The organism is Inquilinus ginsengisoli, assembly GCF_050434925.1.
Taxonomy (GTDB): Bacteria; Pseudomonadota; Alphaproteobacteria; order DSM-16000; family Inquilinaceae; genus Inquilinus; species Inquilinus ginsengisoli_B.
Window position 1 is genome coordinate 460,903 of record NZ_JBNDJK010000001.1, and the last position, 20,460, is coordinate 481,362.

A 20,460-nucleotide genomic window follows, 5' to 3' on the forward strand; every position below is an offset into this window, starting at 1 on the left:
GCATCGGAAGGCCGCCGGCCCTATCCAGTCATCATTCATCCGACAATAGGTCGAGAAGAGGAAACCAGATGAGCGTCCACGCCAACTACATCGCCGGCTCATGGGTCGAAGGCCCGGACGCGGCGAAGAACGTGAACCCGTCGGACCTGTCGGACGTGGTCGGCGAGTACAGCCGCGCCGACCGCGCCCAGGCGGAGCAGGCGATCGCCGCGGCCCGTGCGGCCTTCCCGAAATGGTCGATGACCACGCTGCAGGAGCGGCACGACCTGCTCGACAAGATCGGCAACACCATCCTGGCGCGGAAGGAGGAGCTGGGCCGCCTGCTGTCGCGCGAGGAGGGCAAGACCCTGCCCGAGGGCATCGGCGAGGCTGCCCGCGCCGGCCAGATCTTCAAGTTCTTCGCCGGCGAGGTGCTGCGCATTCAGGGCGAGAAGCTGGCCTCGGTCCGCCCCGGCATCGATGTCGAGATCACGCGTGAGCCGATCGGCGTCATCGGCCTGATCACGCCCTGGAACTTCCCGATCGCGATCCCGGCCTGGAAGATCGCGCCGGCCCTGGCCTACGGCAATTGCGTCGTGTTCAAGCCGGCCGACCTGGTGCCGGGCAGCGCCTGGGCCCTGTCGCAGATCATCGTCGATTCGGGCGTTCCTTCCGGCGTGTTCAACCTGGTGATGGGCCGCGGCTCGGTGGTCGGCGAGGCCTTCGTCGCCAGCAAGGATATCGACGCCATCACCTTCACCGGCTCGGTCGGCACCGGCCGCAGCATCGCCCTGCGCTGCGCCGAGCTGGGCAAGAAGGTGCAGCTCGAGATGGGCGGCAAGAACCCGATGGTCATCCTCGACGACGCGGATCTGAACACCGCCGTCGGGGCCGCCACCAACAGCGCCTTCTTCTCCACCGGCCAGCGCTGCACCGCCTCGTCGCGCCTGATCGTGACCGAGGGCATCCATGACCGCTTCGTCGCGGCGATGACCGAGAAGCTGAAGGCGCTGAAGGTCGACAACGCGCTGAAGCAGGGCACCGAGATGGGCCCGGTGGTGGACCAGAGCCAGCTGGACCAGGACCTGTCCTACATCGACATCGGCGTCAAGGAAGGTGCCAAGCTGGCGTTCGGCGGCGAGCGGCTGAACCGCGAGACCGAGGGCTTCTACCTGTCCCCGGCGCTATTCACCGAGACCACCAGCGACATGCGGATCAACCGCGAGGAGATCTTCGGGCCGGTCGCCTCGGTGATCCGGGTCAAGGATTACGAGCAGGCGCTGGCCACGGCGAACGACACCGAGTTCGGCCTGTCCGCCGGCATCGCCACCTCGAGCCTGAAGTACGCCAGCCACTTCAAGCGGGCCAGCCAGGCCGGCATGGTGATGGTGAACCTGCCGACCGCGGGTGTGGACTATCACGTGCCGTTCGGCGGCCGGAAGGGCTCCAGCTACGGCCCGCGCGAACAAGGCCGCTACGCCGCGGAGTTCTACACCGTGGTCAAGACCGCCTACACCTTCCCGGGCTGATCTCGTCCGGAGACGGAGTTCAGGAGGGCCCGGCCGGCGACGGCCGGGCCCTTTCTGTATGAGGTGACGCTTGCGGAACTAAGCATTTCATCCTCCCCCTCCCCTTGCGGGGGGTCGAAGCCTATGACCGGCTCGGACTCTGGCGATCCGGTCCCGATGGCGAAACCCGCCCTTTGCGCACACGCGCAGACCCCTCCCCTGCCCCCTCCCGCAAGGGGAGGGGGAGAATAGAGAGCAAGACCCGCCTTAAGCCCCGCCTGCCACCGCGTGCCAGTCCAGGCCGAAGCGGGCGAGGTATTTGCGCAGGCGGTCGGCATCGTTGGCGCTCGTCTTCTGGGCCCGCGACGCGGCGAACAGGGTGCGGCCGGCGGCGCTGAGCGAGCTGCTGGTCCGGCACACCCCGACCACGGCGGCCAGCTGGGCGCGGTCGAACAGGTCGATCTGCGCCAGCCGCTCCGGCCCCAGCAGCCCGGCCAGCAGCGCCTCGCCACCGTCCTCGCCGCCGCCGCGCGACCAGGTGCGCTTCAGTCGCTCGATTTCCTCCTCCACCACCGCCTCGTTGATCCGGCCGGAGGGGGCGAAGGTGGCCATCCGTGTGATCGAGGCGCCGAGGTCGCGGAAATTCGCGCTCCACACCGCCTCGGGCGCGGTGGCGAAGGCCAGGTAGCGGTCGCGCGCCTCGCGGTTGAAGGTGATCTGCACCCCTTCCCGCTCGGCATGGCGACGCAGCTCGAACTCCAGGTTCGGGGCGATGTCCTCGCGCCGGTCGCGCAGCCCCGGCAAAGTGAAGGTCCACAGGTTCAGCCGGGCCAGCAGGTCTTCGCGGAACCGGCCGCGGGCGACGTCGACCGAGAGGTCGCGGTTGGTGCCGGCGATCAGCTGGAAGTCGCTGGCCACCTCCCTGTCCGCGCCGACCGGGGGGAACCGCTTCTCCTCCACCGCGCGCAGGATCATCGCCTGCTCGTCAGGCCCCAGCTCGCCGATCTCGTCGAGGAACAGGATGCCGCCATCGGCCGAGCGCAGCAGCCCCGCGCGGTCCTGCAGCGCCCCGGTGAAGGCGCCCTTCACATGGCCGAACAGGGCCGACATGGCGCCGTCGCCGCGCAGCGTGGCGCAGTTGACCTCGACGAACGGTCCCTCGACCTGGTGCCGCGCCTTCTTCAAATCGTAGATCCGGCGCGCCAGCTGCGACTTGCCGGCCCCGGTCGGGCCGATCAGCAGCAGCGGCGCCTTCGACCGGACCGCCACCTGCTCGATCTGGTCGATCATGCGGTTGAAGGCGGCGTTGCGGGTGGCGATGCCGGATTTCAGGAACGACGCCGCCTCCACCCGCTCCGCCTCGAAGCGGGTGGCGATGCGGTCGTAGCGCGACAGGTCGAGGTCGATGACATCGTAGCCGCCGGGATGCCCTGCCTCCCACCGCTTCGGCGGGGTCAGCTGCAGCAAGCGGGCCGGCAGATAATGCGCCTCGGCCAGCAGGAACCAGCAGATCTGGATGACATGCGTGCCGGTCGTGATGTTGACCAGGTACTCCTCGTCCTCGGTGTCGAAGTCGTAGGCCCGGGCGAAATCCAGCATCGCCGCGAACACCTCCTGGAAGTCCCAGGCGTTGCGCAGGTTCATCAGGTTGAAGCGGACCACCGTGTCCGGCGACACCGCCTGGATGTCGCCGGCGACGCGCTTGGCCAGCGCGGCGGAGTGGGTGTCGTGGATCAGCTCTAGCCGGTCGACCAGCATGTCCTCGTGCTGGCACAGCGCCACGGTCGGCCGCCACCGCTCCCACCGGCTGTCCAGCTTGCCGGCATCCATGGTGGTGCCGATGAAGCCGATGACCACGCGACGCTTCGGCATGATCTTACCCCTACCCCATCATCGAGAACCCCTTTCGTCATGGCGAGGAGCGCAGCGACGTGGCCATCCAGAGGGCGGTGACGCTGGATGGCCACGCCCCTTCGGGGCTCGCCATGATGGGTTACTTCGGGGCCGCCGTTACTATCCCATAAGATAAACATCGATCTTATGGGATCGATTTTCTCTATCATGACCGACCGGCCGAAGTGTGTAAATCGCAGCCGGAAAAATTTTTATCTCTATATTATCAGTAGGTTAGCAGAAATCAGCCGATCGGCCATCCGGAGTTGGCACGCGCTTCGCTTATGGAGTGGTGCAACCGAAGGATGACGATCATGGCAAACAAGTCCGTGTTTGCTTCGCTGATGGGAAGGCTGCTTCCGCGCAGCGACGCCGTGAACCACGAAGGGGCCCAGGCCTATGCCCTGACGCCGCGCCACGCCCTGGCGCAGCTGGCGGCGACCGGGACGCTCCATCGGACGTTCTACGCCGATGCGCGGGAGCAGCTGGACCAGGTGCTCGCCCTCGCCCGCGAGGTCGAGCCCGGATTCATCGCCCGCACCGCGGTTTACGCCCGGGAGCGGGGGCACATGAAGGACATGCCGGCCCTGCTGGTCGCCCTTCTGTCGACCCTGCCGTCGCCCGACGTCACGCCGGCCTTCCGGCGCGTCGTCGACAACGGCCCGATGCTGCGCAGCTTCGTGCAGATCATGCGGTCGGGCGCCGTCGGGAGGAAGTCGCTCGGCACCCGGCCGAAGCGGCTGGTGCAGGAGTGGCTGGAGCAGGCCTCGGACCTCGAGATCATGCGGGCGGCGGTGGGGCAGGCCCCCTCGCTGGCCGATGTGATCAGGATGGTGCACCCGAAGCCGGCGACTCCGTCGCGCCAGGCGCTGTATGGCTGGCTGATCGGCCGGCCCCATGACGCCGCGGCGTTGCCGGAGGTCGTGCGAGCCTTCGAGGCCTTCAAGCGCGACCCGTCGGCGCCGGTGCCGGACGTGCCCTTCCAGATGCTGACGGCGCTGCCGCTGACGCGGGAGCACTGGGCGGCGATCGGGGAGAAGGCCGGCTGGCACATGTTGCGGATGAACCTGAACACCTTCGCGCGCCACGGCGTGTTCGAGGTGGACGGGTTCGCCGAGCGGGTGGCGGCAAGGCTGCGCGACCCGGAGGCGATCCGGCGCGCCCGGGTGTTCCCGTACCAGCTGATGGCGGCCTACGCCATGACTGGCACGGGAGTGCCCACGGTCGTCCGCGAGGCGCTGCAGGACGCGATGGAAGTCGCGGTCGGCAACGTCCCGACGCTGGCCGGCCGGGTGGTCGTCTGCCCCGACGTGTCGGGGTCGATGAGCTCCCCGGTCACCGGCCACCGGGCCGGCGGGACGACGTCGGTGCGTTGCATCGACGTCGCCGCGCTGGTGGCGGCGGCGGTGCTGCGGGCCAACCGGTCGGCCCGAGTCATGCCGTTCGAGCGGGATGTGGTCGAGATCGACCTCAACCCGCGCGATGCGGTGATGACCAATGCGCGGAAGCTGGCCGCCATCGGTGGTGGCGGCACCAACTGCTCGGCCCCGGTCGAGCGGCTGGTGGCGGAGCGCGCTTCGGTCGACCTCGTCGTCTTCGTCTCGGACAACCAGTCCTGGGTCGATGCGGCGAAGCACCCGCACCAGGGCACCGGGCTGATGCAGGCCTGGGCGAAGCTGAAGGAGAGGAACCCTGAGGCCAGGCTGGTCTGCATCGACATCCAGCCCTATGCCACGACGCAGGCGCAGGAGCGGGCGGACATCCTCAACGTTGGGGGCTTCTCCGACGCGGTGTTCGACGCGATCGCCGCCTTCGCCGCGGACGGGTCGGGCGCGGACCGCTGGGTCGACGAGATCGAGCGGATCGTGCTCTGACGGCTCGGGGCCGGGGGTCCGGGAAACCGGACGCCCGGTCCCGGCCGGGAGGAATGCGGTCGGAACTCCATCATAACCTCGAAGGTGGGCCGGGCAACCGGCCGCACGCGGGGAGCCGCCTCGGCGGCGTTGTCCCGGCCACCCCTCGTCCTCCCGGTTGGAAGCCATGGCGAATGCCGTGCGGGAGTCCATCCTCCAAAGATGGGCGCGGCGTGTGGAGACACGCCTTCGGCCGCAGCGCCGGAAGCCCGCTCTCGCACACCTTCGTCGCCATAGCCGAAGGATCGATCCGGCCGGACGCCGACCCGGCGAATGCCGTGGAGAGTACAGTCGCACCGACCAACATCGTACCAACGGTGCGGGTCTCTCTCCCGATCTTCGTCGTCGGGCGGGCGGCCGGTCGGTGGGGAACGGCCGGACGCCGGGGGGAATGCCGTCGGGACTACGTTGAAAACCTGCCGTCACACGCAGGCGCCGCTTCGGCGGCGGCTGTCCCGGCATCCCTCGTCCCCCCAGCCGACCCGTGTCTTCGTGACGAATGCCGGCGGAACTCCATGCAGGCGGGTTCGACTCCCGCCGGGTCCGGTTTCCATCACCGGCCCCGTCGCTCAGCGGCCGAGCAATGGTTTCGCCACCCTTGTCGTCACACTTCTCGCGCGGCGAATGCCTGCGCGAGTCCATTGGTCAGAGCGCCTGCCGCAAGGCAGGAGGTGGCGGTTCGAATCCGCCCGGGCCGCGAGGTCCGGTAGCTCACGAACACTCTCGCAAAACCTTGTCGCCGCACCCGCGCAACCTTTGAAAGGACCATAGATCGCAGCGAATGCCGGCCGGGATTCCATCAGGCAGCGGCGCAAGCCGTGAGGTTCGAGTCCTCGCCCGCATCGCGGTTCGCCGCGGCGCGGGAGATCCCGCCACCCCTTGTTGCTGCACCCGAACGCATGGCGAATGCCGATGGAACTCCATGGACTGTCACTCCCCTGGTCGCGGGTTCGAATCCCGCCGGGTCCTTTCCCTCATGGGCCGGGCCCGTAGCTCAGCGGTAGAGCAGGACCCGCCCGGACTTCGGTCCGGACGGGCAAGCGTTTCATCACCCTTGTCGCCATGCGGCCTTCTGGACTTAAGGATACGCATCATGGACCGGACCTACGACCTTCTCACCGAAAGCTTCGCCCCGGCGCGCGACACGCGCGCCAAGCCGGTCAAGATGTGGACCCGCGGCGTGCCCGTGGACGACGGCTCGCGCCAGCAGCTGCTGAACACCGCGACCCTGCCCTTCATCCACAAGCATGTCGCGGCGATGCCGGACGTGCATTACGGCAAGGGCGCGACCATCGGATCGGTGATCCCGACCCGTGGCGCGATCATCCCGGCGGCGGTCGGCGTCGACATCGGCTGCGGCATGTGCGCGGTGCGCACGACCCTGACCAGCCACCAGCTGCCGGACAGCCTGTCCGGGCTGCGCTCGGCGCTCGAGGCGGTGATCCCGGTCGGGATGGCCGATCACGGGCAGGACGTGCCGCGCGCTTCGGAGAACGCCTGGTACTCGGGCTTCAAGCAGCGCTACGACGTGCTGCAGCAGAAGTACCCGGCGATCTCCACCCGGCATTCGCCGGCGCGGCAGATCGGCACGCTGGGCGGCGGCAACCACTTCATTGAGGTCTGCCTGGACCAGGACGACCGCGTGTGGGTGATGCTGCATTCCGGCTCGCGCGGCGTCGGCAACCGCATCGGCAGCTTCTTCATCGCCGCGGCGCGCCGCGAGATGGAGCGGCAGTTCATCCACCTGCCGGACCGGGACCTGGCCTACCTGGCCGAGGGCTCGGAGATGTTCGTCGACTACATGGACGCGGTCGGCTGGGCGCAGGACTACGCCCGCGCCAACCGGGACGTGATGCTGAAGCAGGCGCTGGCGGCGATGGCCGCCGCCTTCACCGATTTCGGCGTCACCGACGAGGCGATCAACTGTCACCACAACTACATGGAGCGGGAGCATCACTTCAGCGAGAACGTCTGGGTCACCCGCAAGGGCGCGGTGCGTGCCCGCGAGGGCGACCTGGGCATCATCCCGGGATCGATGGGGGCGCGGTCCTTCATCGTCCGCGGCAAGGGCAACCCCGACAGCTTCTGCTCGTGCTCCCACGGGGCCGGGCGGGTGATGTCGCGGACCGAGGCCAAGCGGCGGTTCACGGTCGCCGACCATGCCGCCGCCACCGCGGGGATCGAGTGCCGGAAGGACGAGGGTGTCATCGACGAGACGCCCAAGGCCTACAAGGACATCGACGCCGTGATGGCCGCCCAGTCGGATCTGGTCGAGGTCGTGCACACGCTGCGCCAGATCGTCTGTGTGAAGGGGTAGAGACGCCACGGGCAGCGGTCCGGGCAGCCGGACCGCTGCCCGCCGTTGCTCGTGGTCTCAACAAGAAACGAAAGAACCGACCATGACCACGATCGACGGATCCCAGGGCGAGGGCGGGGGCCAGATCTTGCGCTCGGCCCTGACCCTGTCCTTGGCCACCGGAATCCCGTTCCGGATCGAGAAGATCCGGGCGGGGCGCGCCAAGCCGGGCCTGCTGCGCCAGCACCTGACCGCCGTGAAGGCGGCCGCCGCGATCGGCCGGGCCGCGGTGACGGGAGCCGAGTTGGGCTCGACCGCGCTCGGCTTCGCGCCGGGGCCGGTCATGCCCGGCGATTATGAGTTCGCCATCGGCTCGGCCGGGTCGACGCTGCTGGTGCTGCAGACCGTGCTGCTGCCGCTGGCGCTGGCGGACGCCCCGTCGCGGCTGCGGCTGCAGGGCGGCACCCATGCCATGGCCGCGCCGAGCTTCGACTTCGTCGAGCGCGCCTTCCTGCCACTGCTGCACCGCATGGGCTTCCACGCCCGGGCGGCGCTGCACCGGCACGGCTTCTACCCGGCGGGCGGCGGCGTCATCGAGGTCGAGGTCATGCCGCGCGGCCGGCCGGCACCACTGATGCTGGATCGGCGCGGCACCCTGCTGTCGCGCCGGGTGGAGGCGGTTGTCACCCACCTGCCGCTGCATGTCGCGACGCGGGAGATCGCAACCGTCGCCAAGACCCTATGCTGGCCGGAGGAGGCGGTCGTCCCCGGCCGCGCCGTGGCTGCGGGCGGGCCGGGCAACTGCCTGACCGTGACGGTGGCGCATGAGCACGTGACCGAGGTCTTCACCGGCCACGGCCAGCCCGGCGTGCCGGCGGAGGCGATCGCCGCCGCGACGGCGAAGGCGGTGCGGCTGTATCTCGCCAGCCACGCCCCGGTCGGCCCGCATCTGGCGGACCAGCTGCTGCTGCCCATGGCGCTGGGCGCCGGCGGCCGGTTCCTGACGGTCGAGCCGACGCCGCACACCCTGACCAACATCGCGGTCATCGAGGCCTTCCTGGGCTCGCGGATCGCGGTCACCCGCCGCACCGGCGACAGCGTGCTGGTCACGGTGGACGGACGAACGCAGAAGGAGGCGGCATGAACGCCGCGCAGACCCTGACGCCGAGGACGCTGGCCCCGTTCCTGCTGAACGTGGCCAGCGTCCTGCCGGTCTTCATCTGGGGGCCGCCGGGGATCGGCAAATCGGCCCTGGTCCAGGCCTTCGCCGAGTCCGTCGGCCTGCCCTGCGTGTCGCCGCTCGGCTCGCAGCTGGCGCCGGAGGACATCATCGGCGTGCCGCAGATCGTCGACGGCAAGTCCCGCTTCTGCCCGCCGACCATGATCGCGCGGGACGAGCCCTACTGCCTGTTCCTGGATGAGCTGAACGCCTGCTCGCACGAGGTGCAGAAGGCATTCTACTCGCTGATCCTGGACCGGCGGGTGGGCGAGTTCCACCTGCCCGAGGGCACCATCGTGATCGGTGCCGGCAACCGGACGGAGGATGCGGCGATCACCCGGCCGCTGTCATCCGCTTTGGTCAATCGCCTGGTCCATGTCCAGCTGCGCGCCTCGGCCCGCGACTGGCTGGACTGGGCCGGCGGCGCCGGGGTGCACGAGCTGGTCGTGTCCTATGTGACGCAGCGGTCCGACCATCTCTGGTCCAGGCCGCCGAAGCATGAGGAGCCGTTCTCGACCCCGCGCGCCTGGGACATGCTGTCCCGCGCCCTGCACGCCTACGGCCCGGGCATCACGCTGGAGGAGGTCAAGGTGCTGGCCGGCGGCCTGCTGACCCCGGCGCATGCCCAGCAGTTCACCGCCTTCGCCAAGCTGCGCGAGCGGGCGCACGACCTGTCGGCGATCCTGAAGGGCGACCGCGGCTGGCCGGAGAAGCCGGAGGAGCGGGACATCCTGTACTTCCTGGTGCAGCAGCTGCGCGACCGGCTGATCAAGGAGCTGCCGGAGGATGAGGGCGCCGCCGGGCGCGAGGCGCGGCAGCTGGCCAACCGGTCGAAGGAGCTGATCGTGACCCTGGCCCGGATCTCCACCGAGCTGGCGCAGCTGGTGGTGACCGAGACCGAGAGCGGCGCCGCCCTGCCGGCCTGGTACACCATCGAACTGGCGCGCGCCCTGCCGCGGCTGGCGGCACAGCGGGCGGGCTGACGGATGGCCAAGGTCCGGGAACCGCCGAAGGAGTACTGGCGCGCCATCGCCGCAGGCTGCGCCCTCCTGGGCGACCATCCGTTGTTCGCCTGGCTGATCGACGGGTCGGAATGGCGGCCGGCGCGGCCCTCCCGGCCCTTCCCGCCCGAGGGCTTCGCCCGGCTGGCGTTGACGCGCCACCGTCCCAGCGGCAAGCCGCTGCTGACGATCGAGGCCAATGTCTGGCGTCGCGCCGACCCGGCGGAATGGGCCCATGTCCTGGCCCAGGCGCTGCTGCACGAGCATCTGAACCATGTCGATCCGGCCCGCACCGACGAGGCCTGGCGGACGGCCTGCGGCCTGGCCGCGGCCGAGTTCCTGCGCCCGCTGGGCATCGGCCGCCGCCCCGAGAGCCTGCCCTGGCCGGCGCAACCGCCGGGCCGCGACGTGGCGGAGCTGGCACGCTGGATGGCCGAGGACCCGGCCGCTCTGGCGGCGCAGCCGCGGCTGGGCCTCGCCGGCACGGGGGAGCCCGGCTGGATCATCGCCACCGACGCTCCGCCGCTGACGCCGGCGTTCCGGCGAGAGCATGAGGAGAGGCTGGCGGACGCCATCCGCCGCAGCGTCGCCGAGGCGATCGAGGCGGCCGGCACCGCCGCGCGCAGTCCGGCCGGGCCGAAGCGCAACCCGAATTCGCCGGCGGAGCGCGCCCGCGCCTGGTTCGTCGCCAGCTATCCGCTGCTGGCGGCGCTGGCGGCGACCTTCGAGATCGTCGAGGACGAGGCGCTGTGCCGGCAGCTGGACATCGCCGTCGCCGCCGTCGACACCGAGCTGCAGCGGATCTACCTGAATCCGAAATTTCCCTGGACCCACGACGGGCTGAAATTCGTCATGGCGCACGAGCTGCTGCATGTCGGGCTGCGCCACGAGCCGCGCCGCCAGGGCCGCGATCCCTATCTGTGGAACATCGCCTGCGACTATGTGATCAATGGCTGGCTGGTCGAGATGGGCGTCGGCGAGGTCCCGTTCGACACCCTGCTGCTGGACCCCGAGCTGGGCTTCGAGCGCGAGTCGGCGGAGGCGATCTACGATCGCATCACCCGCGATCTGCGCCTGATCCGGCGACTGAACAAGGCCCGCACCCTGCGCGGCCAGGGCAAGGTCGACATGCTGGGGAACCGGCCGCCGGCCTGGTGGACCGGGCCGGGCACCGACCTGGACGCCTTCTATCGCCGCGCCTTGGCCGAGGGGCTGGATCTGCATCTGGCCGGGATCGGGCGCGGCGAGCTGCCCGGCGAGCTGGTCGAGGAGATCCGGGCGATCCAGCACCCGCCGATCCCCTGGGACGTCCGGCTGGGCCAGTGGCTGGACGCGTTCTTCCCGCCGCTGGACAGCCGGCGCAGCTTCGCCCGCGCCAGCCGGCGGCAGGCGGCGACGCCCGACATTCCGCGGCCGGTCTGGCTGCGCCCGGAGGAGCGGCTGGCCACCCGCACCTTCGGCGCGGTGCTGGACACCTCCGGCTCGATGCCGCCGCGGCTGCTGGCCCGGGCGCTCGGGGCCATCGCCAGCTATGCCCTCACCCGCGAGGTGCCACTGGTGCGCGTGGTGCAATGCGACGCCGGCATCCACGACATGGGCTACGTGCCGCCGGAGGTGCTGCTGCAGCGGGTGGAGATCCGCGGCCGCGGCGGCACCGTGCTGCAGCCGGCCATCGCCCGGCTGGAGGGTGTCGGCGACTTCCCGCGCGAGGCGCCGATCCTGGTCATCACCGACGGCGCCTGCGACGTGCTGTCGATCCGCCGGGAGCACGCCTTCCTGATGCCGGAAGGCGCCCGCCTGCCCTTCCGCAGCGCCGCGCCGCAATTCCACTTCGAACGGCCGGAGTGAAGGCCGGTGCGCTTGACACCGGCCTTCCCGGCTTGCGAGCCTGGACGCGGAAGTGACACGGGGTGCCTGGAAACGGGCTGAGATCATACCCGTCGAACCTGATCTGGGTCATGCCAGCGAAGGGAGCCGTCACGCGATGCCCGCCATGGGCCCCGGATCCTCAGGATCGATCGCCGACCGCCCTCTCCGCCGGCAACGGAGGAGCGGAATGGCTGTTGCGGCACCGGAAACGAGGCAGCGCTTCGACCTGTCGGTCTATCTGGTCACCGACACGCGGCTGAGCGGGCCGCGCGGCGTCGCCGCCGTGGCCGCGGCGGCGGCCCGGGGTGGCGTCACCATCGTGCAGCTGCGCGACCCCGACGCGACCACCCGAGACCTGATCGCCGCGGCCGGGGCGCTGCAGGCGGCGCTGGCGCCGCATCGCGTGAAGCTGGTGATCAACGACCGGGTCGACGTGGCGCTGGCGGTCGGCGCCGATGGCGTCCATCTCGGCGACCGCGACATGCCGGCGGCGACGGCGCGGCGCCTGCTCGGCCCCGGCCGCATCGTCGGCGTCACCGTGCATGACGCGGCCGAGGCGCGGGCGGTAGACACCGAGATCGCCGACTACGCCGGCATCGGCCCGGTCTTCGCCACCACCACCAAGGCCGAAGCCCGGCCGGCGATCGGGGTCGACGGATTCCGGGCGCTGCGCCGGCTGGTGCCGCTGCCCGCGGTCGGCATCGGCGGCATCGATGCGGCACGGACCGCCGATGTGGTCGCGGCCGGAGCCGACGGCGTCGCCGTGGTCTCGGCGATCTGCGCCGCGCCTGATCCGGAAGCGGCGGCCCGGGCGATCTCGGCAGCGGTGGCGGAAGGGAGGGCGCGATGATCCCGAATGTCCTGACCATCGCCGGCACCGACCCTTCGGGCGGAGCCGGCATCCAGGCCGATCTGAAGACCTTCTCGGCCCTCGGCGCCTATGGCTGTTCGGTGATCACCGCGCTGGTCGCCCAGAACACCCGCGGGGTGCAGGCGGTGGAGCTGGTGCCGCCGGCCTTCGTCGCCCGGCAGATCGACTGTCTGCTGGCCGATATCCGGATCGACGCGGTCAAGATCGGCATGCTGGCCACCGGCGAGATCGTGCGCGTGGTGGCCGAGGCGCTGCGCCGGCATGGGCTGACCCGGGTGGTGGTCGACCCGGTGATGGTGGCGAAGAGCGGCGACCGGCTGCTCGACCCCGACGCCGTGGCGGCGCTGCGCGAGGAGTTGCTGCCGCTGGCCGCCTTGGTCACACCGAACCTGCCGGAGGCCGCCGACCTGCTGGGCCGCGCACCGGCGGGGCATCGGGACGAGATGCCGGAGATCGCCGCGGCGCTGCTGGCGCTCGGGCCCAAGGCCGTGCTGCTGAAAGGTGGCCATCTGGCGGAGGCGGAGAGCCCGGATCTGCTGCTGAGTGCGGCCGGGTCGCTGACCCTGGCGGCGCCGCGGATCGCCACCCGCAACACCCACGGCACCGGCTGCACCCTGTCCTCGGCCATCGCTGCGCTGCTGCCGCAGCGGCCCGACCTGAAGACGGCGGTGCGCGAGGCGAAGACCTACCTGACCGGGGCGCTGGCCGCAGCCGACCGCCTGTCCGTCGGCGGCGGCCACGGGCCGCTGCACCATTTCCACCGCTGGTGGGGGTAGCGGTCGGGGTTCCCTTTTTCTGTCAAGCCCGGCAATGACAGACAAGAAAGATCCAAGAAAAAAGCGGGCGCCGGAACCCCGAGCGCCCGCCTTCGCACTGGAGCGGTACGTCTCAGCCGACCTTATTCTTGTTGTAGACGTCGAAGGCGACGGCGGCGAGCAGGACCAGGCCCTTGATCACCATCTGCAGGTCGATGCCGAGGCCGAGGATCGACATGCCGTTGTTCATCACGCCCATGATGAAGGCGCCGATCACCACGCCGGTGATCTTGCCGACGCCGCCCGAGGCCGAGGCGCCGCCGATGAAGCAGGCGGCGATGGCGTCGAGCTCGTACTGGTTGCCGGCCTGCGGCGTCGCCGAGGTCAGGCGTGCCGTGGTGATCAGCCCGGCCAGCGCCGCCAGCACCCCCATGTTGACGAAGGTCAGGAACACCAGCTTCTCGGTGTTGATGCCGGACAGCTTGGCCGCCTTCTCGTTGCCGCCGACCGCGTAGATGCGGCGGCCGAGCGTGGTGCGGGTGGTGACGAAGGCATAGAGCACCACCAGCACGCCCATCAGGATCAGGATGTTGGGCAGGCCGTTATAGGTGGCCAGCAGGTAGCCGAGCCCGGCCAGCGCCACCAGCGTCGCCACGTTCTTGATGATGAAGAACAGCAGCGGCTCCTGCTCGACCCCGTGCTGGATCTCGTTGCGCCGCTTCTGGACGTTGAACCACACCAGGATCAGCGGCACGGCCAGGCTGATCAGCAGCGTGGTGATCCAGACCTTGCCGTTGCCGGTGAACAGCTCCGGCAGCGATCCGAACGGCTCGAAGATGAAGCCCGAGGACATCTTCTGGAATTCGACCGGCACCGGCCCGGCGCGCTCGCCGTTCAGCACCATGATGCAGAGGCCGCGGAAGGCCAGCATTCCCGCCAGGGTGACGATGAAGGACGGGATTTTGCGGTAGGCGATGAAATAGCCCTGGGCGGCCCCGATCACCGCCCCCAGCGCCAGGCAGGCGATGGCGGCAAGCCAGGGGTTGAGGCCCTGCCACACCATCAGCGCGCCGCCGACCGCGCCGACGAAGCCCGCCACCGACCCGACCGACAGGTCGATATGGCCGCTGACGATCACCAGCAGCATGCCGAAGGCCAGCACGATGACGTAGGCGTTCTGCTGGATCAGGTTGCTCAGGTTCAGCGGCGTGAACAGCCGGCCGTCGGTTGCAATCTGGAAGAAGATCATGATCGCGACCAGCGAGAGCAGCATCGCGTATTCGCGGATGTTGTTCTTCAGGAACTCGCCGATCCGGGTGTTCGCGCGCTCCTGCAGAGCGGTGATTTCGGTGGTCATTGCCTGGCCTCCCTAGGCCCAATCTCTCTCGAGCGCATGATCGCCCGCATGATGTTTTCCTGAGAGGCTTCCCTCGCCGGCATCTCGGCGCAGATCCGGCCCTCGTTCATGACGTAGATCCGGTCGCACATGCCCAGGAGCTCGGGCATTTCCGACGAGATCATGATGACGCCCTTCCCGGACGCCACCAGCTGGTTGATGATCGTGTAGATCTCGTATTTGGCGCCGACGTCGATGCCGCGGGTGGGCTCGTCGAGGATCAGCACCTCGGGCTCCGCGAACAGCCACTTGCTCAGCACCACCTTCTGCTGGTTGCCGCCGGACAGGTTGACCGTCTGCTGCTGCACGCCGGAGGAGCGGATGTTGAGCTTGCGCCGGTAGTCGAAGGCGACCTTGAGCTCGCGCATCTCGTCGATGATGCCGCTGCGGGCCACGCCGGGAAGATGGGCCAGCGGGATGTTGTGCTGGATCGAATCGCCCAGCACCAGGCCAAGCTGCTTGCGGTCCTCGGTGACATAGGCGAGGCCGGCGGCGATCGCCTTGGGCACGGTGCCGAGGTCGGCCGGCTTGCCCCGCATCGTGACGGTGCCGGTGATCTTCTGGCCGTAGGCCCGGCCGAACACGCTCATCGCGAACTCGGTCCGCCCCGCCCCCATCAGCCCGGCGATGCCCACCACCTCGCCGGCGCGGACATTGAGGTCGATGCCCTTGATCATCTGCCGCTCGGAATGCAGCGGGTGATAGACGCTCCAGCCCGTCACCGCGAGCAGGGTCTCGCCCAGCTTCGGCTCGCGCTCGGGATAGCGGTCGGTCAGGTCGCGCCCGACCATGCCCTTGATGATCCGGTCCTCGTTGACCTCGCCGCCCCGCGCATCCAGCGTCTCGATGGTCGACCCGTCGCGCAGGATGGTGATCGAATCCGCGACCTTGGTGATCTCGTTCAGCTTGTGCGAGATCAGGATCGAGGAGATGCCCTGGCGCTTGAACTCCAGCAGCAGCTCCAGGAGGGCGTCGCTGTCGCTCTCGTTCAGGCTGGCCGTCGGCTCGTCGAGGATCAGGAGCTTGACCTCCTTCGACAGGGCCTTGGCGATCTCGACCAGCTGCTGCTTGCCGACGCCGATATTGGTGACCAGCGTCGCCGGATTCTCCTTCAGCCCGACCTTGGTCAACAGCGCCCGGGCCCGGACCAGCGTCTCGTTCCAGTCGATGATGCCGCGGGACGCGACCTCGTTGCCGAGGAACAGGTTCTCGGCGATCGACAGGAGCGGCACCAGCGCCAGCTCCTGATGGATGATGATGATGCCGGCGTGTTCGCTGTCCGCGATCGAGCGGAAGTGCCGCTCCTTCCCCTCGAACCAGATCTCGCCTTCGTAGGAGCCATGCGGGTAGACGCCGGACAGGACCTTCATCAGCGTCGACTTGCCGGCGCCGTTCTCGCCGACCACCGCATGGATCTCGCCGCGCTTGACCGCGAGGTTGACGTTGCTGAGCGCCTTCACGCCCGGGAACGTCTTGGTGATCCCGCGCATCTCCAGGATCGTATCGACGGGGTTGCTCGTATCCACCACAGGGCTCCGCTCGCCACGGGCGCCGGCCTGCCGCGGAGACCGCGGCGGACGCAACGTCAGGGCCCCGTGCCCGGAGGCACGGGGCCCTGGGGGCACATCAGATTACTTCAGTTGGTCGGCGGTGTAGTAGCCGCTGTCGACCAGCACCTTCTGGACGTTGTCCTTGGTCACCGGCACCGGCACCAGCAGGTAGGACGGCACCACCTTGACCCCGTTGTTGTAGGTCTTGGTGTCGTTGACCTGCGGCTCCTTGCCGCCCATCACGGCGTCGATCATGTCGACGGTGACCTTGGCGAGGTCGCGGGTGTCCTTGAACACGGTCGAGTACTGCTCGCCGGCGAGGATCGACTTGACCGACGGAACCTCGGCGTCCTGGCCGGAGACGAAGGGCAGCGGCCGGTCGCCCGAGCCGTAGCCGACCGCCTTGAGCGAGGCGATGATGCCCATCGACAGCCCGTCATAGGGCGACAGCACGGCGTCGACCTTCTTGTCGCCGTAATAGGCCGACAGCAGGTTGTCCATGCGGGCCTGGGCGGTGGCGGCGTCCCAGCGCAGGATGCCGACCTTGTCCATGCCCATCTGGCCGCTCGGCACCACGATCTTCTTGCTGTCGATGTAGGGCTGCAGCACCGACATCGCGCCGTCGTAGAAGAAGAAGGCGTTGTTGTCGTCCGGCGAGCCGCCGAACAGCTCGACGTTGAACGGGCCCTTGCCGTCCTTCAGGCCGAGGGCGTCGACCAGCGAGCCGGCCTGCAGCACACCGACCTGGAAGTTGTCGAAGGTGGTGTAGTAGTCGACATTCGGCGTGTCGCGGATCAGGCGGTCATAGGCGATGACCTTGATCCCGGCGTCATGCGCCTGCTGCAGCACCGAGGACAGGGTGGTGCCGTCGATCGCGGCGATCACCAGCACCTTGGCGCCCTTGGTGACCATGTTCTCGATCTGCGACAGCTGGGTCGGGATGTCGTCGCCGGCATATTGCAGGTCGGCCTCGTAACCCTTGGCCTGCAGCGACTTGACCATGTTGTCGCCGTCGGCGATCCAGCGCGCCGAGGTCTTGGTCGGCATCGACACGCCGACGAGGCCCTTCTCGGCGGCCTGCGCCGACAGCGCGAAGGCGGACAGCCCCAGCGCCAGCGCCGTGATGGATGAGATCAGCTTCACCGTTTTCTCCCTCTGCTAAACTCTTCTGCGCCCCGGCCGGCCGTTCCGGCACGATCCCGGCGCATTGTTGCCGCATGACCGCCCATGATGCCGCAGCGGCTCCGGCTGTTCCAGCCGGCCTGTCCGCGGTCACGAACTCCCTGTGAATCCAGCGCCGGCGATCCCGCGGAACGCCGGACAGCCTGCCGCCGGAGACTCAAGCCCGACGTCTCGTCGATATGATGAAATCCATATGCTCCTCCCCGTGGAACGCGACTGCGACGCTCTGTGGCTGCTCGGTGGCCGGCCCTGCCGGTCCAATCCTCATACAATTTGGCGTAATCTCTCGCCGAGCCGCCGCGCTGTCAAGCGCCGCCGCGGAATCGAGGCGATCGTTCACTTTATGAGGCTTTCGAGCACGCGGCATTGCCTCTCCCGCTTGCGGGGAGAGGTCGGAGACGCGAAGCGGCTCCGGGCGAGAGCTCTTTGTCGAGGCCGGTGCCAGCCCTCACCCGCCAGCGCTACGCGCTGTCGACCTCTCCCGCCAGGCGGGAGAGCCAACGCAAAGGGCTTCTTACGGGAGAAGTGCGCGCCCTACTTCCTGGGCCGCAGGGTCGGGAACAGGATGACGTCGCGGATCGAGGCGGAGTTGGTGACCAGCATCACCAGCCGGTCGATGCCGACGCCCATGCCGCCGCTGGGCGGCAGGCCGTATTCCAGCGCGGTGACGTAGTCGCGGTCCATCATCTGGGCCTCGTCGTCGCCGGCGTCGCGGGCCGCGACCTGGGCGGCGAAGCGCTCGTACTGGTCCTGCGGGTCGCTGAGCTCGGAGAAGGCGTTGGCGATCTCCCAGCCATTGGCATAGGTCTCGAAGCGCTCGGTCAGGCGCGGGTCGCTGCGATGCGCCTTGGCCAGCGGCGAGATCTCCTTCGGCATGTCGGTGACATGGGTCGGCTGGATCAGCGTGTGCTCCACCGTCTCGCCGAACACCAGCTCCACCACCTGGCCCCAGTTCTCGCGGCCGCTGACCTTGAACTGCAGGCCGCGAGCCGCGTCCCGCGCGGCCTCGGCGCCCTCGATCTGCAGGAAGTCAACGCCGGTCGCCTCTTTCACCAGCTCGGTCATCGGGGCGCGGCGATACTGGCCGCCGAACTCGATCCGGTGCTCGCCGAAGGTCACGGTGGTGCCACCGGTCGCAGCCTTCGCCGCGGCGGCGAAGATGTCCTCGGCCAGCGCCATCATGTCGGTGTAGTCGGCATAGGCCTGGTACAGCTCGAGCATCGTGAACTCCGGATTGTGCCGGGTCGAGATGCCCTCGTTGCGGAAGTTGCGGTTGATCTCGAACACCCGCTCCGACACGCCGCCGACAATCAGACGCTTCAGGTACAGCTCCGGCGCGATGCGCAGGTACAGGTCCATGTCGAGCGTGTTATGATGCGTCACGAACGGCCGCGCCGAGGCGCCGCCCAGGATCGGGTGCAGCATCGGCGTCTCGACCTCGAGGAAGCCGCGCTCCTCCAGCAGCCGGCGGATGTCGCTGACGATCCGGCTGCGGGCGCGGAAGGTCTCGCGGCTCTCCTCGCTCATGATCAGGTCGAGATAGCGCTGGCGGTAGCGCGCCTCGACATCGGTCAGGCCATGATACTTCTCCGGCAACGGCAGCAGCGTCTTGGCCAGCAGGGTGACGTGCCGGACGTTGATGGTCAGCTCGCCGCGCTTGGTGCGGCGGATGAAGCCTTCGACGCCGATCAGGTCGCCGATGTCGAGCAGCCCGACAAGTTCCAGCGTCGCCGGGTCGGCATAGTCCTTGTGGCAGAACACCTGGATCTTGCCGCCGACGTCGTGCAGGTCGATGAACATGCCGCTGTTGCGGTAGGCCCGGATGCGGCCGGCGATGCGGACCACATCCTCCGGCTTCTCCGCCTCGGCCGGCAGCTCGGCATAGCGCGCCTGCAGCCCGGAGGCGTCCGCAGTCTTCTCGTAATGATAGGGGTAAGGGTCGATCCCCTTCGCCCGCAGCGCCCGCAGTTTCTCCAGCCGCGGCGTCTTCAGCGGGTTGTCGGCATCGTCGTGCGGGGCGCGGACGCTCTCGACGCTGTCGGACATGGCAGGGCACTCCAGGGGCAGGAAAAGACAAGGCGGACAAACGGCGGATCGCGTCCTCTACCCGCCGCACCCGGGGGGTGCAAGCCGGTTCCGCGCATGGCCCCCCTTCTTCTCGGGGCAGCGACCGTTTTCGATACCCGAATGTTTCACGACTGTTTATGAGAAATAGAGTCATACTTCAGTAATCGAAGCCGGCATCGCAACCGACCGGCGGCAATGGGCAGTGAGGGCGTCCGAGATGAGAGACAGTGTTTCCCGCATGGCGCTGGCGGCCACCGTCGCCGCCGGCCTGGCCGCCTGCACCGAGACCACGCCCTGGGCCTATCCGACCGAAGCCGGGACCACGGCCGAGCGCCCGACTGTGATCACGACCGAGCCCGCGCGTGTCGCCGTGGCGGCGCCGGCCTACACCGCGCCGCAGGTGATCTCGACCGCACCCGCCCGCGTCTCGCCGCCGCCGCCGACCGTGACCTATGCGCCGCCCCGCGCCGTTCCCGCCCCTGTGGTCATGGCCCCGCCGCCGCCCCCGGCGGTGGTGGCGCCGCGCGTGGTCGTCGCGGCTCCCCCGCGCGTGGTTCAGCAGGCGCCGGCCACGGTGATCGCAGCCCCCGCCACGACCACCGTCTATGTCCCGGCCCGGCCGATGCTGACCGAGAAGAGCGGCCTGATCGACTTCGTGCTGACCGACGGCGCCGGCCGGCCCGACGGTGTGATCCTGCAGGACAAGACCTTGATCCGCTTCTCTCCCGCCTTCGCCCTGGCGATGGACCCCGACCGCAGCCGCCTGGCCCCCGGCCGGCCGATCGTGGTGCGCGGCACCGTCTCCGGTGGTCGCCGGAACCCGGCGCTGGAGGCGGTCGAAATGGGCACCGACATCTATTCGATGGTGACGCTGGGCTACTGACGGACGCTCCATCCGGTGCAGGAATGCCGCCCATCGCGACGGACAGGCACGAATCGGCACATCGGGGTGTAGACAGTC

14 protein-coding genes, 1 tRNA gene and 1 riboswitch are annotated in these 20,460 nt (G+C 69.2%); of the genes, 10 read left to right on the plus strand and 5 right to left on the minus strand.

Annotated features, from left to right (window positions below; genetic code table 11):
- The first annotated feature begins 68 nt into the window (after positions 1-68).
- Positions 69-1,508 (plus strand): aldehyde dehydrogenase family protein, encoded by a 1,440-nt coding sequence (locus QFZ27_RS02285; RefSeq protein ID WP_429224465.1) that lies wholly within the window; start codon positions 69-71, stop codon positions 1,506-1,508.
- 246 nt (positions 1,509-1,754) lie between these two features.
- Here QFZ27_RS02285 and rtcR read toward each other — a convergent pair whose 3' ends face one another.
- Positions 1,755-3,359 carry an RNA repair transcriptional activator RtcR gene (gene rtcR / locus QFZ27_RS02290; RefSeq protein ID WP_429224466.1) on the minus strand — a complete coding sequence of 535 codons (1,605 nt, stop codon included), beginning with the start codon at positions 3,357-3,359 and terminating at the stop codon, positions 1,755-1,757.
- A gap of 335 nt (positions 3,360-3,694) precedes the next feature.
- Here rtcR and QFZ27_RS02295 point away from each other — a divergent pair, with 335 nt between their 5' ends.
- The 8 genes from QFZ27_RS02295 to thiD all read left to right on the plus strand — a co-directional run bounded on the left by QFZ27_RS02295 (position 3,695) and on the right by thiD (position 13,325).
- Positions 3,695-5,254 (plus strand): vWA domain-containing protein, encoded by a 1,560-nt coding sequence (locus QFZ27_RS02295; RefSeq protein ID WP_429224467.1) that lies wholly within the window; start codon positions 3,695-3,697, stop codon positions 5,252-5,254.
- A 596-nt stretch (positions 5,255-5,850) separates the two neighbouring features.
- A tRNA-Cys gene (locus QFZ27_RS02300) sits at positions 5,851-5,991 on the plus strand.
- 395 nt (positions 5,992-6,386) lie between these two features.
- Entirely contained in the window at positions 6,387-7,610 is a 1,224-nt protein-coding gene (locus tag QFZ27_RS02305; RefSeq protein WP_429224468.1) for an RtcB family protein, read from the plus strand.
- A gap of 82 nt (positions 7,611-7,692) precedes the next feature.
- Complete coding sequence (gene rtcA / locus QFZ27_RS02310) at positions 7,693-8,733, plus strand: RNA 3'-terminal phosphate cyclase (RefSeq protein WP_429224469.1); 1,041 nt, start codon at positions 7,693-7,695, stop codon at positions 8,731-8,733.
- Complete coding sequence (locus QFZ27_RS02315; RefSeq protein WP_429224470.1) at positions 8,730-9,791, plus strand: AAA family ATPase; 1,062 nt, start codon at positions 8,730-8,732, stop codon at positions 9,789-9,791. Before rtcA ends, QFZ27_RS02315 begins: the two co-directional genes overlap by 4 nt.
- Before the next feature lie 3 nt (positions 9,792-9,794).
- On the plus strand, positions 9,795-11,657 hold the full coding sequence (locus QFZ27_RS02320; protein ID WP_429224471.1) for a vWA domain-containing protein: 1,863 nt from the start codon (positions 9,795-9,797) through the stop codon (positions 11,655-11,657).
- Positions 11,658-11,705: 48 nt separating this feature from the next.
- Positions 11,706-11,800, plus strand: a riboswitch (TPP riboswitch).
- Between the two features lie 65 nt (positions 11,801-11,865).
- Entirely contained in the window at positions 11,866-12,528 is a 663-nt protein-coding gene (thiE, locus tag QFZ27_RS02325) for a thiamine phosphate synthase (RefSeq protein ID WP_429224472.1), read from the plus strand.
- Positions 12,525-13,325 (plus strand): bifunctional hydroxymethylpyrimidine kinase/phosphomethylpyrimidine kinase, encoded by an 801-nt coding sequence (thiD, locus tag QFZ27_RS02330; RefSeq protein WP_429224473.1) that lies wholly within the window; start codon positions 12,525-12,527, stop codon positions 13,323-13,325. The genes thiE and thiD overlap by 4 nt, the downstream gene beginning before the upstream one ends.
- 112 nt (positions 13,326-13,437) lie before the next feature.
- On the opposite strand, the gene mmsB is transcribed toward thiD, so the two are convergent.
- The 4 genes from mmsB to lysS form a co-directional block, all read right to left on the minus strand.
- The gene (gene mmsB / locus QFZ27_RS02335) at positions 13,438-14,661 is read right to left on the minus strand and encodes a multiple monosaccharide ABC transporter permease (RefSeq protein WP_429224474.1); all 1,224 of its coding nucleotides are present in this window, start codon (positions 14,659-14,661) and stop codon (positions 13,438-13,440) included.
- A complete protein-coding gene (gene mmsA / locus QFZ27_RS02340; protein WP_429224475.1) occupies positions 14,658-16,226 on the minus strand; it encodes a multiple monosaccharide ABC transporter ATP-binding protein in 1,569 nt (522 codons plus the stop codon). The genes mmsB and mmsA overlap by 4 nt, the downstream gene beginning before the upstream one ends.
- A 105-nt stretch (positions 16,227-16,331) precedes the next feature.
- Positions 16,332-17,393 (minus strand): multiple monosaccharide ABC transporter substrate-binding protein, encoded by a 1,062-nt coding sequence (gene chvE / locus QFZ27_RS02345; RefSeq protein WP_429224476.1) that lies wholly within the window; start codon positions 17,391-17,393, stop codon positions 16,332-16,334.
- A gap of 573 nt (positions 17,394-17,966) precedes the next feature.
- A complete protein-coding gene (gene lysS, locus QFZ27_RS02350) occupies positions 17,967-19,478 on the minus strand; it encodes a lysine--tRNA ligase (RefSeq protein ID WP_429224477.1) in 1,512 nt (503 codons plus the stop codon).
- A 238-nt stretch (positions 19,479-19,716) separates the two neighbouring features.
- On the opposite strand from lysS, the gene QFZ27_RS02355 reads away from it, so the two are divergent.
- Positions 19,717-20,382, plus strand: a complete 666-nt coding sequence (locus QFZ27_RS02355) for a hypothetical protein (RefSeq protein ID WP_429224478.1) — start codon at positions 19,717-19,719, stop codon at positions 20,380-20,382.
- Positions 20,383-20,460: the final 78 nt, after the last annotated feature.

Bases quoted from the DNA above. Each gene is read 5' to 3' on its own strand.
- QFZ27_RS02285 (WP_429224465.1), top strand. From the start codon at position 69: ATGAGCGTCCACGCCAACTACATCGCCGGCTCATGGGTCGAAGGCCCG.
- rtcR (WP_429224466.1), bottom strand. From the start codon at position 3,359: ATGCCGAAGCGTCGCGTGGTCATCGGCTTCATCGGCACCACCATGGAT.
- QFZ27_RS02295 (WP_429224467.1), top strand. From the start codon at position 3,695: ATGGCAAACAAGTCCGTGTTTGCTTCGCTGATGGGAAGGCTGCTTCCG.
- QFZ27_RS02305 (WP_429224468.1), top strand. From the start codon at position 6,387: ATGGACCGGACCTACGACCTTCTCACCGAAAGCTTCGCCCCGGCGCGC.
- rtcA (WP_429224469.1), top strand. From the start codon at position 7,693: ATGACCACGATCGACGGATCCCAGGGCGAGGGCGGGGGCCAGATCTTG.
- QFZ27_RS02315 (WP_429224470.1), top strand. From the start codon at position 8,730: ATGAACGCCGCGCAGACCCTGACGCCGAGGACGCTGGCCCCGTTCCTG.
- QFZ27_RS02320 (WP_429224471.1), top strand. From the start codon at position 9,795: ATGGCCAAGGTCCGGGAACCGCCGAAGGAGTACTGGCGCGCCATCGCC.
- thiE (WP_429224472.1), top strand. From the start codon at position 11,866: ATGGCTGTTGCGGCACCGGAAACGAGGCAGCGCTTCGACCTGTCGGTC.
- thiD (WP_429224473.1), top strand. From the start codon at position 12,525: ATGATCCCGAATGTCCTGACCATCGCCGGCACCGACCCTTCGGGCGGA.
- mmsB (WP_429224474.1), bottom strand. From the start codon at position 14,661: ATGACCACCGAAATCACCGCTCTGCAGGAGCGCGCGAACACCCGGATC.
- lysS (WP_429224477.1), bottom strand. From the start codon at position 19,478: ATGTCCGACAGCGTCGAGAGCGTCCGCGCCCCGCACGACGATGCCGAC.
- QFZ27_RS02355 (WP_429224478.1), top strand. From the start codon at position 19,717: ATGAGAGACAGTGTTTCCCGCATGGCGCTGGCGGCCACCGTCGCCGCC.